General features: G+C 38.5%; 16 protein-coding genes. 2 read left to right on the forward strand and 14 right to left on the reverse strand.

What is annotated here, in order from left to right:
• Positions 1-145: 145 nt before the first annotated feature.
• The 14 genes from BM380_RS04065 to BM380_RS04130 all read right to left on the reverse strand — a co-directional run bounded on the left by BM380_RS04065 (position 146) and on the right by BM380_RS04130 (position 10,917).
• The gene (locus BM380_RS04065) at positions 146-685 is read right to left on the reverse strand and encodes a DUF3833 domain-containing protein (protein WP_013463264.1); all 540 of its coding nucleotides are present in this window, start codon (positions 683-685) and stop codon (positions 146-148) included.
• Position 686: 1 nt separating this feature from the next.
• The gene (locus BM380_RS04070) at positions 687-1,175 is read right to left on the reverse strand and encodes a chalcone isomerase family protein (protein ID WP_013463263.1); all 489 of its coding nucleotides are present in this window, start codon (positions 1,173-1,175) and stop codon (positions 687-689) included.
• Between the two features lie 30 nt (positions 1,176-1,205).
• The gene (locus tag BM380_RS04075; RefSeq protein ID WP_090493087.1) at positions 1,206-1,706 is read right to left on the reverse strand and encodes a DUF2878 domain-containing protein; all 501 of its coding nucleotides are present in this window, start codon (positions 1,704-1,706) and stop codon (positions 1,206-1,208) included.
• Positions 1,684-2,946, reverse strand: coding sequence for an SAM-dependent methyltransferase (locus tag BM380_RS04080; protein WP_024600867.1), 1,263 nt, complete (start codon positions 2,944-2,946; stop codon positions 1,684-1,686). Before BM380_RS04080 ends, BM380_RS04075 begins: the two co-directional genes overlap by 23 nt.
• Before the next feature lie 54 nt (positions 2,947-3,000).
• The gene (locus tag BM380_RS04085; RefSeq protein WP_090493089.1) at positions 3,001-3,738 is read right to left on the reverse strand and encodes a DUF1365 domain-containing protein; all 738 of its coding nucleotides are present in this window, start codon (positions 3,736-3,738) and stop codon (positions 3,001-3,003) included.
• The gene (locus BM380_RS04090; protein ID WP_090493091.1) at positions 3,731-4,984 is read right to left on the reverse strand and encodes an NAD(P)/FAD-dependent oxidoreductase; all 1,254 of its coding nucleotides are present in this window, start codon (positions 4,982-4,984) and stop codon (positions 3,731-3,733) included. Before BM380_RS04090 ends, BM380_RS04085 begins: the two co-directional genes overlap by 8 nt.
• The gene (locus tag BM380_RS04095; RefSeq protein WP_090493093.1) at positions 4,981-5,691 is read right to left on the reverse strand and encodes an SDR family NAD(P)-dependent oxidoreductase; all 711 of its coding nucleotides are present in this window, start codon (positions 5,689-5,691) and stop codon (positions 4,981-4,983) included. The genes BM380_RS04090 and BM380_RS04095 overlap by 4 nt, the downstream gene beginning before the upstream one ends.
• A gap of 2 nt (positions 5,692-5,693) precedes the next feature.
• The gene (locus tag BM380_RS04100; protein ID WP_013463257.1) at positions 5,694-6,122 is read right to left on the reverse strand and encodes a nuclear transport factor 2 family protein; all 429 of its coding nucleotides are present in this window, start codon (positions 6,120-6,122) and stop codon (positions 5,694-5,696) included.
• A 1-nt stretch (position 6,123) separates the two neighbouring features.
• Complete coding sequence (gene phrB, locus BM380_RS04105) at positions 6,124-7,518, reverse strand: deoxyribodipyrimidine photo-lyase (protein ID WP_090493095.1); 1,395 nt, start codon at positions 7,516-7,518, stop codon at positions 6,124-6,126.
• On the reverse strand, positions 7,518-8,471 hold the full coding sequence (locus BM380_RS04110; protein WP_024600872.1) for a YbgA family protein: 954 nt from the start codon (positions 8,469-8,471) through the stop codon (positions 7,518-7,520). Before BM380_RS04110 ends, phrB begins: the two co-directional genes overlap by 1 nt.
• Before the next feature lie 8 nt (positions 8,472-8,479).
• Positions 8,480-9,145, reverse strand: coding sequence for a ChrR family anti-sigma-E factor (locus tag BM380_RS04115; protein WP_013463254.1), 666 nt, complete (start codon positions 9,143-9,145; stop codon positions 8,480-8,482).
• Entirely contained in the window at positions 9,138-9,761 is a 624-nt protein-coding gene (locus BM380_RS04120; protein ID WP_013463253.1) for a sigma-70 family RNA polymerase sigma factor, read from the reverse strand. Before BM380_RS04120 ends, BM380_RS04115 begins: the two co-directional genes overlap by 8 nt.
• A 70-nt stretch (positions 9,762-9,831) precedes the next feature.
• Positions 9,832-10,410, reverse strand: a complete 579-nt coding sequence (locus BM380_RS04125; RefSeq protein ID WP_036950068.1) for an LON peptidase substrate-binding domain-containing protein — start codon at positions 10,408-10,410, stop codon at positions 9,832-9,834.
• 228 nt (positions 10,411-10,638) lie between these two features.
• Positions 10,639-10,917 carry a hypothetical protein gene (locus tag BM380_RS04130; RefSeq protein WP_013463251.1) on the reverse strand — a complete coding sequence of 93 codons (279 nt, stop codon included), beginning with the start codon at positions 10,915-10,917 and terminating at the stop codon, positions 10,639-10,641.
• Positions 10,918-11,214: 297 nt separating this feature from the next.
• Here BM380_RS04130 and BM380_RS04135 point away from each other — a divergent pair, with 297 nt between their 5' ends.
• Both BM380_RS04135 and BM380_RS04140 read left to right on the forward strand, forming a co-directional pair.
• Positions 11,215-11,844, forward strand: a complete 630-nt coding sequence (locus tag BM380_RS04135; protein ID WP_090493097.1) for a PAQR family membrane homeostasis protein TrhA — start codon at positions 11,215-11,217, stop codon at positions 11,842-11,844.
• Between the two features lie 203 nt (positions 11,845-12,047).
• Positions 12,048-15,077, forward strand: coding sequence for a bifunctional diguanylate cyclase/phosphodiesterase (locus BM380_RS04140; protein ID WP_254772049.1), 3,030 nt, complete (start codon positions 12,048-12,050; stop codon positions 15,075-15,077).

Genomic DNA, 15,077 nt, shown 5'->3' on the forward strand with positions numbered 1-15,077 from the left:
GTTAGCAACAGCAAATTACGTTTTTTATCTAAAATACTAAAAAATTAGTAAAATTATAATAATTCACTGTAAAATACAGCGAGTTGAGTTAACAAAAACTTAATTTAAGCACAAATATAGTGCAGCTATGCACTGTGATGAGTCGCTATATTTTTTCTATTACTAAGGTCACTTCCCCGACCTCAACGCCAAACTTAACAATAGATGTGCGATTTATCAAGCGCGTGTTGGTGACTAAATACATCCAATCATCAAAGTTAACTTCAAAAGTGCTGCCATCGTAAGGAATTTCTACATTGTAGTTCCAATGAAAAACACTGCCTTCACTTTTGCCTGTGGCCGTGCCTAAAACATCAGAAGCAGTACCGGTTAACGTGTTGTCGTCGTTTAAGGTTATTTTCCAAATACGTTTTTGGGTTTCGCCGTCATCATAAACGAAGTCTTCCTCAATAACGCCTTGGTTGCCATCCCACGTAGCGCTCAAGTCTACAACAAGCTTTCGGGTTAATTCGCCTTTAAAGTCTTGTACAACACCGTAGGCTTTTAAATCGCCGCTAAAAAAAGTCTTAAAATCGAAATTAGGTTCTGAGCCTTTGTAATGCTCTACACTCGGCGCTGAACAACTTGCAATAAAGAAGCTTACTACCAGTAGCAAAGTTACTTTGATACGTTTTAGATTAATCATATTAAATCCCTAAAAGTTGATTTCTAATCGATGGTTCTGAGGTGTTCTCACTTAACCAAATAGCTAAGAAGTCATCTGCAAAAGTGGTGTCTTCTATGCGGCCTATTTCATTGTCATTGTGAAAGAAAATACTGTGTCCTTGCTGATCGGTCAGTAAGGTTAACGATTCACCCTTTTTAATGTCTGGCCATATGGCTAATAATTTATCTGCATAGCGAGCTGATAATTGTGATTTACCTAAATGTTGCCATTGCTCTTTAGTGGCTTTTACAATGTCTTTAGCATCAAAGTCGCGCAGGTAAGTTAAAGTAAATTTAACCGGCGTTTGCTTGGGACTATAGGATCCAGAGGGAGTAAAAAGCGTTGCATCATAAACATCCCAAAAAAGGTATTCCATACGTGCCTCGCCCACTTTGTTAAACTGGGTATCAGCATAAGCAGCATGGTTAAACAGGGCATAAATTAGTACTAAATTTAAAAGCGTTTTCATAATCAGCTCCAAGCAGTAAATACAATTGTTTTATTGCTTAATAAACGCGCCAATTTTACCGTTAATAAATAAAATAACGCTAAACGTTGCAGCCCATAAAGCACCGTATAAAGGCCAAAATTGCCATAACGGCAAGCCGAGTTCTAACACATCGAATCGCGCCCCTGCCCAGTAACTTCCTGGTGCAAACACTAAGCATACAATAAACGCTTGCCAAGGTTTGAGGGTTGTTAAAAACGACATTGAGGTATTAATACATAGCAATAAAGCAGCCCATAAAAACACTAACCAAAGTGGAAATGGCGCTACTTTAAATTCAATCAGACCGAACTTAACCGCGATAAACTCACTTAGTAAGGCTAGTGGTAAGCACTTTAGAAGCAAAAAAGCATCCTGTTTTTTTTGCGCTGACAAATAAAACATTAATGCAATGACTACTGTTGAATAGACAATTGAATGCTGTTCAAGCAGTAGGCATAAAAACCACACTACTTGAAACAGTACAAAATTAATAAGCGAGTGCAATCTCATCATTACTACTCGTAAAACGGGGTTTGCGTGCCATTAAATGCACGGTGCTTGTTGCGCGAGTTCTAAATGCGCCCTCGCAATAAGCAAAATAAAATAGCCATAAACGATAAAATCGCTCATCAAATTTATTACTATCGAGGTTTGGCCAACTTGCAATGAAACGATCTCGCCAATCAGCAAGGGTTCTTGCGTAGTGAGCACCAATATCGCTAACTGTGTGGATATTCATATCGGTATGATTTTTGATTTGCTCACTCATTTCGTTGAGCGAAGGTAAACACCCACCAGGGAAAATATATTGCTGAATAAAGTCAGAATTTTTTAAATAATGCTGGTAACGCTGGTCGCTAATTGTAATTGCTTGAATAAGCATAGCACCGTCGTCTTTTAATAGCTGACCGCACTGAGTGAAAAAACTAGGCAAGTACTCATGACCAACCGCTTCTATCATCTCAATTGATACTAGCTTATCGTATTTACCGGTTAGTAAACGGTAATCTTGTTTGAGTAAAGTTATTTTGTTTTCAAGCCCAAGCTCTTTAATTTTATTTGCAACATAATCGTGCTGTTCATCAGAGATGGTAGTGGTTGTTACATGGCAGTCGTAGTGAGTAGCCGCATATATTGCAAATGCTCCCCAACCTGTACCAATTTCAATGACGGTGTCGCCTTGTTGTAACTCGACTTGTTCACAAATACGCTGAAGTTTGTATTGCTGTGCTTGCTCGAGGGTGGCGTCTTTACTTGGGTATACGGCACTTGAATAAAGCATTTCTTTGCTTAAAAAAGACTCGTATAAGTCATTGCCTAAGTCGTAGTGTGCAACAATATTCTTTTTAGAGCCCGAGTGAGAGTTTTTATTTTTAATGTGGTTTATACGATGAGCAATGTTACTAAAAAAAGCGAATTTCTTTTCAAATGCGTCTAGTTGGTCTTGGTTAATTGCAAAAATTTCTATCAACCGAGTTAAGTTATCACACTGCCACTGCCCTAATATGTAAGATTCTCCCGCGCCAATACTTCCCGAGAGCGCAAATGCTTTATACATAGCAGTATCATTAACGGTTACCGTTACTTTAAGCTCTGATGACATATCGCCAAATACAGACTGCTGATTATTGTCTACAAGCACTATTTGGCCTGTTTCAATAGACGAGAACGCTTTGAATACTAACTTCTTGTATAAGTTAGTAAACCAACTTGTGCGTTCTTGAACGCGTAAGCTCGATACCTTTTCCATACACTTACCTATATTATTGTTATTACTTGTTAAACAACATAAATTAATAAAAAATTATGATCTACCTGAATGACCTAAAAATGGGACTTTTTTAACAAATAGTTTAAACGCTTGGTAATAAATACCTTTGAAAATAGACCATGTCATTGCTGGAAAACGCTTAAGCAATTTACTCATTTGTTCACAGCTCAGTGTTTGACGCTGTAACCTTAGTGATGCGTCAAAAAGTAATTCGTCATCACGCTTATTTTCTATACGTATCAGTATATTGTCTTGCTTTTGTCGAACAGTCCAATGGTAGTTCATATCTAAGTTCATGAAAGGTGATACGGAAAAAACTTTCTTAAAGTTCACTTTTTTTTGTAGTGGAACCAAGTAGTAATGTCGTTCATTCCATGGGGTATTACTCACCTCAGCGACCATGTAGCTAAATTGATTATCATCATGGCCAAAAAAATAAAAATTAACGGGGCTAAAGTAAATACCCAAGCAGCGTAACTGCCCTAACATATAAACATGACTGAACTTTTCTGTAACCCCTAGCGCAGCTAACTGACCGTGAGCACGCTCTACAATGGGGTTATTGTCAGTATTCGCCAATCCTTTCAAATAATCAGACTGTTTAAATTTTAAAGCCTTAAATCCTGTGGTACCAAGTTGTTTATGTACCCCGTTAAGTGCTTCGATGTTATTTAAGTCAACCCACATCATATAAAGCGGGTGATTAAACGCGTGGTGTTTAACAGCAAAACGGCGATGTTTAACATCGCCTAAATACACTGCATTAGTCAAACTCTACTCCAAGTTGCTTGGCCACATCAACGGCGCTGCGCACACCATCCTCATGAAAACCGTTGTACCAATACGCTCCGCAAAAGTACGTGTTATTTTGTCCATCAACGGTATGCTTTTGCTGTTGAGCGGCAATAGACTCTTGATTAAATACCGGATGATGATAGGTAAATTCACGTAAAATTTTACTCTGATTAATACCTTCTAAGTGGTTCAAGGTAACGCAGAACTGTGTATCTGATTTGATCCCTTGCAGTATATTCATTTGATACGTAACCACCGCCGCTTTATCGGTATTGTTATTGAGCAAATAATTCCAACTTGCCCATGCGGCTTTTCTATCCGGTAATAATGATTCATCAGTGTGAAGTACTACTGAATTTTCTGTGTACGGGATAGCACCCAAAACAGTGGTTTCTTGCTCACAAGGATCGCCAAGCAAAGCTAAAGCTTGATCAGAGTGACAGGCAAAAATGACTTTATCAAACTGTGCTTGCTGATCATCTGCAAAGGTAATTGTTACGCCTTCTGCGTTTCTAGTGACAGACTTAATGTGACTGTTAAGTTTTATGTTGTCGGCAAAACCGGCAATTAAAGGCTTAATGTATTCTCGCGAGCCACCGGGAATAACGTACCATTGAGGTCTATTAGTAATGTCTAGCAAACCATGGTTGAAGAAAAACTTTACAAAAAACTCAACCCCTACATTTTCCATTTCTTTAATGCTAGTAGACCAAATGGCAGCACCCATAGGTAAAATGTAGTGGTATTTAAAGAAATCATTAAAACCATGTTGTTGTAATAATTGACCTAGTGATTGCTCTGTGTAGTGACCTTTTGCGTGCAAAGCCTTACATAACTTATTAAAACGCACGATGTCATACAATAAACGCCAAAATTTAGGTCTAACTATATTTCTGCGCTGAGCAAATAAACTACTAAATGTATGCCCATTGTATTCAAAGCCGGTTGCCTCGTTATGCACACTAAAACTCATTTGTGTCGGTTTACGTTTTACACCAATGCGTTCAAGCAACTTTTCAAAATAAGGGTACGTTCTATCATTAAATACAATAAACCCCGTATCTACCGCGTAATTAATACCGCTGTGCTCTACATCTACAGTTGCGGTGTGACCACCAATATAATCATTTTTTTCAAATAATGTGACATCGTAATGCTTGTGCAGTAAATGCCCGCAGGTTAAACCTGATACGCCAGTCCCAATTATTGCTATTTTTTTCAACGGGTTAATCCTTTTGCAATTTTAAGCCAAAGCGAAAGTGGCAATATTCGCAATGCTTTAAGTATAAGTGTAAAACGATAGGGGAAATGAACTTCTTTGCGGCGTTTAGCGACGCCTTTTATTATATAGTTAGCCGCTTTTTCGGCTGTAACAGCCATCGGCATAGGGAAATCATTTTTATCAGTTAAAGGGGTTTTTACAAAACCAGGATGTACTAATGTCACATCAACATCGGTTAAATCTATCGCTAGGCTCTTAGCTAAATAGCTAACGCCTGCCTTTGATGCGCCGTAGGCTTCTGAACGTGGTAATGGTAAATAAGTAACACTTGAACTAACCATTACTAATTGCCCGCCAGAGACTATTTTTGGTAAAAGCGCCTCTAAGCAGTAACCCATTGATAACAAGTTAACGTTAATAACGCGCTCAAATAAGGCGCTATCAAAATTACGTGCATCGTCAACATACTCGCAGTTGCCAGCATTAAGAATTACGCGGTCAAATTGAGTGTACCCTAACGTTGCCGCTTTTATATCTTGCAAATTAGTGGCGTCAAATTGGCAGGTTTCTATGTTGTTGTGTTTACCTAGTTCAGCAAGTTTTTGCGTATTACGCCCGCAAGCGATCACTGTATCACCCTGCTCGGCATACTTAATAGCAAGTTGTTCACCAATACCCGACGTTGCACCTGTAATAAGGGTAATCATAGTTAACCAGCCCTTTTATCAATAAAATTAATGATATTACCTAGTAATGGGATATGCTTGTATAACAGCTCACCAGCATTAAAGTAATCTCGATGTTTTACAATCTTGTCGCCTTCAAATACCAACTTGCTGTGCCCTTGCACTGTGATGGTTTTACCGGCATTCAGTTTTGGGTGAGAGTAATACATTGTCCAATACACAAATGCGTTATTATCGTTGGTAAATGAATCGGTTATGTCAAATCGACAATCCTTAACATTACTGTATAAACCACAAAAATAACGCCTTAAATCTTCTAGACCATTAATTTCGTGCAGCGGATCTATAAATTGTATATTTTTTGCGTAAATTTCGGTTAATAACTCAAGGTTATTTTTATCAAGCTTTTGATATATTTCTACAAATTTATCGACTGATAATTGGTTATCCATATCACACCTTAAATGCATCTAAAGCCCTAGCTCGTGCTGCTTTATGATCAACAATTGCCGGCCAGTAACAGTGTTCACTTTGCCCCGTTGCTGCTAAATAGGTATGAGGAAAATGAATGTGTTTATCTGGGACTTTTTCTAATTCAGGCAGATATTTACGAATAAATTGACCATTTGGATCAAAGCGTTCACTTTGAGTAATAGGGTTAAACACTCTAAAATAAGGCTGTGCATCACAGCCTGTACTTGCCGCCCATTGCCAGCCGCCATTATTCGAGGCTAAATCACCATCAATAAGGTGCTGCATAAAAAACTGCTCGCCCTTACGCCAGTCGATTAAAAGATGTTTAGTTAAGAAACTTGCCACTACCATTCGCAAACGGTTGTGCATCCAACCAGTTTGCAATAGCTGTTGCATGGCAGCATCAACAAGTGGATAGCCAGTGCGGCCTTCACACCAAAGCTTAAACTCAGCCTCATTATCACGCCAAACAACACTATCGTACTTTTCGTTGAAATTAGCACCGCGCGATAATTTAGGAAATTCGGCAATGAGGTGTTTATAAAATTCACGCCAAATCAGCTCGTTCACCCACGTAAAGGTTTTACTTTTTGAAGTAGTCAAAATATCTGGATACTGCTGTTGTATGTTGACCATTAACTGCTTACTGCTAACAACCCCTAATGCTAAATATGGGCTTAAACCCGATGTTCCTTTTACACTAGGTATATCGCGTACATCATCATAACTTGCTAATTTTTCATGGATAAAATTATCGACCACATTCGCTAAGGTGTCGTCATCAACCGGCCATTTTTTTGAACTGTCATCACTGCTGAGTAATTCACACGATTCAATCTCAATAGGGTTTGAAGATAATGGCCACGGCACCAAGCTAAAGTGAGTATCTTGATACTGTTTTAGCCACGCCCGCTTAAAGGGCGTAAACACTTTATACATTTCATTGTTTTGTGTGCGTACACTGCCAACAGGTGCAATGATGTCACCTTCGTATAAAGTAAATGTTATTTGCTGTTGATCGCATTGCGCTTGAATCGCTTTATCTCTATTAAACTCATTAAGCTCATATTCTTTATTGGCTATTATGTGTTTAATCTCATACTGCTGACAAAAATCGAGAAGCTTAGTTTGGCAGTCTGTGAAATAAGGAGCCTCTATCACGTGTAAATTAATGCCATACTCAGCTAATTTTTCACGTATGTAACTGACTCTGCGTTTTAGTAAGTCAATTTGAATTGGGGCAGTGTTATGCTGTGCCCATTGTTTTTCGCACACAAAAAAAATGGTGTGTTTAGCACCATTATTTAACGCTTCAATAAGCGCTTCGTTTGAAAAAAGGCGCAAATCGCGCCTAAACCAAAATAGTGTATTCATTACAAACCGTAACGTAACTTTAATTCATTAGGATAAGGGTTAAAGTATATTTGCTTGCTTAAATATTCATTAGGATGAACCTTTAAATGATGCTTAAGCAAGGTTAGTGGTACATAAAGCGGTACCAACCCTTGGCGATATTCGTCTATTGCATCTCGCATTTCTTCTTTTTCGATTTTCGATAAATCTCTTTTGAAGTAACCTTGCAAGTGCATTAAAGTATTTGAATTGTTTTTTCTTGACGCAGGACGTTTCAACGCGGTCATTAAACCGAGAATATACTCATCGGCTAATGCGTTTATATCATCACCTAAATAAGTACCAAGCAAGTGGCCTAAGTCACGGTAAGCTTGATAGTTATGAGCCATCAACAAGTATTTGTATTGCGCGTGAAACTGAGTTAACCGATGAACTGTAATGGGTTCTTTCACCAACTGCTGCCAGTTATGTAATGTATAAACACGCATAACAAAATTTTCGCGTAAATGAACGTCGTTCAAGCGACCGTTTTCTTCACAGGGCAGTAATGGATTGTGTTTCATGATTTGTTCTGCAAAAAAACCAATCCCTTCAGAGGTGTTACCGGTTCCTGCTTCATTGTAAATTTTAACGCGCTCCATGCCGCAACTCGGGCTTTTAGCACAAAAAACAAAACCACTTAAATGACCAGCTTGCTCTGTGGCTATTTTTTTACCGTATTCTGTTAGCTGAGGGCCAACATCACCTGTACCATCTGGACGACACACTTTAATAGTATCAGCAGTTCTTACTTGACGAATTGTCGGGCGCGGTATAGGTAAGCCAACCGCAACCTCAGGACAATACATTTTATATTCAACATGTTTTGCCAGCTCTTCCATACAAAAGTTAGATTTTTTGTGGCCGCTGTCAAATCTTACCTTTTCGCCTGCTAAGCAGGCGCTAATACCTATTTTTATTGTATCTGTTTGCATAGATTCTCTTAATAAATCAAGCTGCCAATTGGATTAAGCAACTTGCTAAGTCCTTTATTGAAATGTAGCGCACTACTGACTACAGTAAAGCACAAACATCCCTCTTTTGTTAAAGGAGTATGTTGATGACGGCCATCTTGCCAAATAAAATCACCTGGTACATAACTGCCTTCTTCATCTGTAAATTCGCCATCAAGAAGTAGCGTAACTTCAAAACCTGTATGTGTATGCTCAGGAATTTCACCGCCTGCGTCTATGTGCAATAAACTCGAGCGCAAATGCCCATCGTCAAGCGCTATACGTGAACGAGCAAGCTTACCTACTTGTGTAAATTTGCTATGAGAAATACGTGTTAATGCTCTTGGTAAGCTGTAATTATAGTCATTCACTTCAATAGTAACAGGTTCAACGGCATAAACTTCATCAATCGAATCGTCTGACGTGATTAATTCAAGCAACCCTGAGTCCGCTATATCGTCGCTTTGCTCATCGTTATTAACATTCATGTTGTCACTAAACACTGCTTTTGCATTACTTGCCTCGAGTTTTTCAACCTCAGCTTGGCATATTGGGCACATATCTACATGAATAGATACGGCTAAGCTTAGTGATGCGGGAAGTGTTGCTGCACAGTATTGTGTCAGTAGTGTTTCACTCGGGTGATGTTTAATCATGCTGATCTCCCATTTCATTACGTAATTTCTGCAAGGCTAAACGTAATCGTGATTTTACCGTGCCTACTGGAATGTTTAATTGTTGAGCAAGCTGCTCTTGCGACATATCTTGAAAGTAAACACCGCGTACCACTTCTCTTTGTGCTTGTGGCAGTTTATCTAGGTAGCGCTTAATTTGTTTATCTTCAAGGTGGTCACTGTATTCGTGATGTGTATCTTCTGATTCATTCAATAACGGCCAGATGTCTTCGCTGATATTTTCTTCTTTGTTGCTTTTCATTTTTCGAAGCATATCAAAGGACGCATTACGCATTACCGTATAAACCCACGTAGTGGCTGCGCCTTTGTCGCTGTTGTACAAATGCGCTTTTCGCCACACTGAAGTGAGCGTTTCTTGCACCAACTCCATTGCTTGGGCCTCTACACCAAACTGCTTAATGCCAAAGCGTTTGATCTTTGGAGCAAAATATTCAAACAAGTACGCGAAAGATTTTTTATCGCGAGATTGGGCTACATTAACTAATGCTTCCCTGAGTTCCGTACTTGGCGTTTCTGGCATGGCAGTATACTTACCTGTGTTAGGTTCACAACGTAATGTTTGTTGTTGACTTACCATAGTAAAATGTCCCGTTATAGCTTTTGTAAGTACCATTACGAGCTAAGATTATAAGCGGATCAAAATTATTTTAGGCAAATTCGTTATTAATCACAGTATGGAGGAAATTCAGCAAGTTATCAAAATTAGTTTCAAATGCAAGTTGTTGTTTTTTCTCAATAGAAATAGGGAGAAGCTCAAGCCATCTGGCAACAACCCAAGTAAGTTGATTAAACTGGGTATGTTTATAAAGAGACTGTAGCTGTGGGTTATTAGAGAATACTTCTTCTAGTGCCACTTGAAGTAGTTGATGTTCACCAATGTCATGGTTACTGCTATTGTACCAATAAGGTGTATTGCACGCAGAGACCTCGCCATGGCGTAACTCCTGTTCGTCTTGGTACACGTTATCTAGTTGCACACTTTTTGATGCAAAAACATCAATCAACAGCATACCGCTTTCGTCTTGGTCGAAATCAATAATATCCATTAAACACCCTTGGGCGCTTATATTAAATGGTGTGTCGTGTTCGAAGGTGCAAAGTACAAAACCGCTGTTTGTTTTTAATGCGTTTTTAACCATCGTCAAATAACGAGGCTCAAATATACGTAATCGCGTATAGCCTTCAGGTAATATAAAAATCGGTAATGGGAAAATCGCACGTTTCATAAAGTCTACTTCTTTCAAACACTCTGCCTTTATTTACGTGCGCTCTATTGAAGTCGATCAGCTTTAGTTACATCGATTGTTTTACCGTGTAAGTGCATTCGCTAATTAAACCTCGTTCCCACATTTTTTATCATGTAAGCGATGTAATATACACTCAGTACACTTGCCACTGGCGCCAACATCAGGGCTAACAATTCGAACTCGCTGTTCATCACTTATTCCCTATTTTTATTGCTTTTGTTGTGTTTTTACTACAAGTTGCTTTTCATCAATGCCACTATTATCAACAACTGGGTTGGTTTGTAGTAAACCATCTAAAATAGCTTGGGCATCAAAAGAAACGGCTTCTTTTACTGACTGTTCAAGTTCATGGGTTGCTTGTGATACATAAGTTGTCACCGTTTTAGTCAACATATCTGTAATATCTAAATCGACCTCTGTTGCATGTACTTGAGATGAACCTAATAAAAGTAAACTAGCCAGTGTCATGTTAATTGAAGTTTTCATAATGTTATTCCTTGTTTGTTTATTGGTTAATACACCTAGATACAATCAAGGGCTGTGCCATAAAGAAAAAAATCAATAAACCTTTGTTTTATAAGGATATAAAATAAAAATGTTAAGATTTGCAAAATATGGGTTAGTTAATTTAACTAACAATTTAAAAAATATAACCAAATAGTAGTGTATTTTTTAACATGCCGTAATCCATAAACTGGCAGCACCATGTCAATCAATTCTCAATTGATAATTTCAGCGCACACTTGTACACTAAACGTTAAATTGTAAGTGGTAGGATCTGTTATGTCTGTTGAAGCGCCCTATTCTAAAAAAGAAGAGCTATTAAATGTTGTTAGCCATGCTTTAGGTATTTTATTTGCTGCATTTGTAATTTGGGATTTATTTAATCAAGCTAACTCTGTAAAAGGTTACGCCAGCACAGTCGTTTATGGCAGCAGCTTATTTATTTTATTTTTGTCCTCTACACTTTATCACGCCAGTGTTCGCCCTAAATTAAGAGCGTTTTATAAAAAATGTGACCACTGTGCTATTTACATGCTTATTGCTGGCACATATACCCCTTTTTTATTACTCTCTTTATCTGGGGTTTGGTCTTGGGCCACCTTGGTATTTATTTGGACAGTAGCTTTAGCCGGTGTTGCTTATAAACTGCTTGTTAAAAATGGCAATAAAAAAGTGTCACTCGCTACCTATTTATTAATGGGCTGGTTTGCACTGGCAATTATATACCCACTTTACTCAAACTTACCTATCAACGCACTATACTGGCTACTTACTGGCGGTTTATTTTATAGCGTGGGTACATTGTTTTACAGCGCTAAAAACACTCAATATAGCCACGCTATTTGGCATCTTTTTGTCATTGGCGGTTGTGTAAGTCATTATATTGCCATTACTCACTATGTGTATTAACTAAATACACATAGTGCCTTCCTAGCTAATCTCACAATGTAGCCTATTATTTTACTCAAGCTTTAGTAAATCACGGTGGTTATTTTAAAGTATAATTAAATCTCCCTAATGCTTTAGATGACTGTTTGCTATACTGTTTCAGGAACTTAAAACGCCATTGATCTAAATGGACGCAGCTTAAACAACGCTAGGTGTTATTTACATTGTCACCATCTAATACTCGACCACAGATACTGAGCTTGTTTATAAAAGCAAGACTGGTGTTGATCACATTGTTAATCTCAACGCTTGCATCTGTGTATTCAATATCCCTACTTGATCAATACATTTATCAGCAAAAGCAAAACTCTATTAGAAAGGTGGCGGGTAGCTACGTTAACCATATTAGAAATAACCTTAACCAAGCACTTTCTGCAGCCTACCCAATTGCGGCATTAATTCGTACTCAAAATGGCGAGACTAAAGGCTTTGAAGAACTCGCTTCTGAAATGTTAAGTCTTTATCCTGGTCTTGACGCCTTACAACTTCATAAAAACGGTATTCTTACACACGTTGTTCCACTTAAGGGCAATGAAAGTGCTATCGGTAATAATGTTTTAGAGAACCCACTGCGAACGCAAGAGGCATTTTTAGCCAAAAAAACAGGTAAATTAACCCTTGCTGGCCCTTTTGAATTATTTCAAGGTGGTATGGGTGCAGCGGCTAGGCTGCCTGTGTATCTAGATACCCCACAGGGAAACCAGTTTTGGGGATTTGCCACTGCGCTTATTCGTTTTCCTGATATTCTTCAAAGCGTTAATTTAGCTCAACTGCCACAGGCAGGCATTGGTTATGAGCTTTCAAAAGTCATGCCCGACACAAATGATGTGCAAATCATTGCTACCTCAGACAACCAAATAACAAAAAACACGGTCGACTTTAACATACAAGTGCCAAACGGCGTTTGGGTATTTAAAGCCTACCCTATCAGGGGCTGGCAAGACAATAGTATGCTGTTACTTGGTATTGCTATTGCGGTTGTGTTTACTTTCTTAACTACACTTTCATCTTATCTGATAACCCGATTAAGAGCGAGCCACCTAAAATTAGAAAAAAAAGTAGAGCAACGTACTCATGCATTACAAAATAACATTAAAGCACTAACTGATACCGAAAGACGACTTCTTTTAAGCCAAAAAGTGGGGGGAATTGCGACTTGGGAATGGGACATAAAAACCAGTATAATCCGCTTTTCTGAACATGGTATAAGACTAATTACCGGCAATGTTAAACAATTAGAAATGACTAAAAATGAATACCTAGCCAGTATTCACCCAGATGATCGTACCAATATAGTAAGCGATATAAATGAATGTATTGACGCTGCGAAAGAATATAATGTTGATCATCGTATTATTACTAAACGGGGTAACGTTCGTTGGTTTAATACTAAAGGGACTCTTGTTAGAGACAACTCTGGTAGCGCAATTACCATGCTGGGTGTCTCGGTTGATATTACTGAACGTAAATTAATTGAAGAAAAACTGCATTTATCCTCTCGGGTTTTTAGAGATACCCACGAAGGGATAATTATTACAAATGCGGATAAAGTTATTGTTGATGTCAATCCTGCCTTTTGTCATATAACCGGTTATAGCCATGATGAAGTTATAGGTCGCAATCCATCATTTTTAAATTCGGGCAAACAAACTGAGTCATTTTACAAAAACATATGGAAACAGCTCAGCCTATATGGTCATTGGCAAGGTGAAGTATGGAACTGCAAAAAAGACGGTGAACTGTATGCTGAACTACTCAATATTTCAGTTTTAAAAGACGACAACAACGTTACTTTTTACTTAGGAATTTTTACCGATATCACCCAAGCTAAACGCCAACAAGAGCAACTTAGTCGTATTGCACATTATGATTTATTAACTAACTTGCCAAACCGCGTATTGCTTGCCGATAGACTCAGTCAAACCATGTTGCAATGCCGTCGCCTTAACAATTCTCTGGCTGTGGTGTTTCTTGATTTAGATGGATTTAAGCATGTTAATGACTCTCATGGCCATGATATTGGCGATAAATTATTAATTGCACTTTCTATTCGTTTAAAAGATGCACTTCGTGAAGGTGATAGCTTGGCCCGTATTGGTGGCGATGAATTCGTTGCTGTATTGACTAATTTAGGATCAGTTGCCGATTGCGTGCCCGTACTTGAGAGGCTTCTGGCCGCAGCAGCTAAACCTGTCACTGTTAACGATATTGTTTTGAATGTCTCTGCCAGTATTGGCGTAACAATATACCCAGAAGATAATTTAGATGCTGAACAACTGATGCGCCATGCCGATCAAGCCATGTATATTGCCAAACAAATGGGCAAAAATCGTTATCATTTATTCGATACGAGTCAAGGAGATACAGTTAAATTACAGCAAACCGGTATTTCACTTATCCGTGAAGCCTTAGCCAATAATTGGTTTGTGCTTTATTATCAACCAAAAGTAGATATGCGAACGGGCAGTATGATTGGTGTTGAGGCATTAATACGCTTGCAACATCCAGAGCGCGGCCTGCTTAGCCCTATTGAATTTTTACCGGTAATTGAAAACAATGCGCTAATGATAGACGTTGGCGAATGGGTTATTAACGCTGCATTATCTCAAATTAACCAATGGCAAATTTTAACACCTAGTTTAAACATAAAAGTGAGCGTTAATGTTGCCGCAGTTCAATTACAGCAGCCTGAATTTACAGCGCGGCTAACTGAATTACTATTGGCTCATCCACAGGTCGATGCTAGAAACCTAGAGCTAGAAGTACTTGAAACCAGTGCACTTAAAGATGTGGCCCACGTATCTAAAACCATGCAAGATTGTAAAGCTTTGGGCGTTGAGTTTTCACTAGATGACTTTGGTACGGGTTACTCCTCACTCACATACTTAAGGCGTTTACCTGCAAGCTTAATAAAGATAGATCAAAGCTTTGTTAGAGATATGCTTGAAGACTCGAACGATTTAGCAATTGTAAAAGGCGTTATTGCACTGGCTAATTCGTTTAAACGAAGCGTTATAGCTGAAGGCGTAGAAACCCCTGAGCATGCAGCAACACTAATGCTACTTGGCTGTTATCTAGCACAAGGCTATGGTATTGCTAAGCCAATGAAAGCCGAAGATATTCCTATTTGGCTAGACGAATGGACCGCAGATGAAATTTGGGCTTTAACTGACTTACATAAAATGGATAATTAG

This window comes from Pseudoalteromonas sp. DSM 26666 (assembly GCF_900116475.1).
GTDB classification, from domain to species: Bacteria; Pseudomonadota; Gammaproteobacteria; order Enterobacterales; family Alteromonadaceae; genus Pseudoalteromonas; species Pseudoalteromonas tetraodonis.

Coding starts and splice junctions, on each gene's coding strand:
- BM380_RS04065 (WP_013463264.1), bottom strand. CDS start 685: ATGATTAATCTAAAACGTATCAAAGTAACTTTGCTACTGGTAGTAAGC.
- BM380_RS04070 (WP_013463263.1), bottom strand. CDS start 1,175: ATGAAAACGCTTTTAAATTTAGTACTAATTTATGCCCTGTTTAACCAT.
- BM380_RS04075 (WP_090493087.1), bottom strand. CDS start 1,706: ATGAGATTGCACTCGCTTATTAATTTTGTACTGTTTCAAGTAGTGTGG.
- BM380_RS04080 (WP_024600867.1), bottom strand. CDS start 2,946: ATGGAAAAGGTATCGAGCTTACGCGTTCAAGAACGCACAAGTTGGTTT.
- BM380_RS04095 (WP_090493093.1), bottom strand. CDS start 5,691: ATGATTACCCTTATTACAGGTGCAACGTCGGGTATTGGTGAACAACTT.
- BM380_RS04100 (WP_013463257.1), bottom strand. CDS start 6,122: ATGGATAACCAATTATCAGTCGATAAATTTGTAGAAATATATCAAAAG.
- phrB (WP_090493095.1), bottom strand. CDS start 7,518: ATGAATACACTATTTTGGTTTAGGCGCGATTTGCGCCTTTTTTCAAAC.
- BM380_RS04110 (WP_024600872.1), bottom strand. CDS start 8,471: ATGCAAACAGATACAATAAAAATAGGTATTAGCGCCTGCTTAGCAGGC.
- BM380_RS04115 (WP_013463254.1), bottom strand. CDS start 9,145: ATGATTAAACATCACCCGAGTGAAACACTACTGACACAATACTGTGCA.
- BM380_RS04120 (WP_013463253.1), bottom strand. CDS start 9,761: ATGGTAAGTCAACAACAAACATTACGTTGTGAACCTAACACAGGTAAG.
- BM380_RS04125 (WP_036950068.1), bottom strand. CDS start 10,410: ATGAAACGTGCGATTTTCCCATTACCGATTTTTATATTACCTGAAGGC.
- BM380_RS04130 (WP_013463251.1), bottom strand. CDS start 10,917: ATGAAAACTTCAATTAACATGACACTGGCTAGTTTACTTTTATTAGGT.
- BM380_RS04135 (WP_090493097.1), top strand. CDS start 11,215: ATGTCTGTTGAAGCGCCCTATTCTAAAAAAGAAGAGCTATTAAATGTT.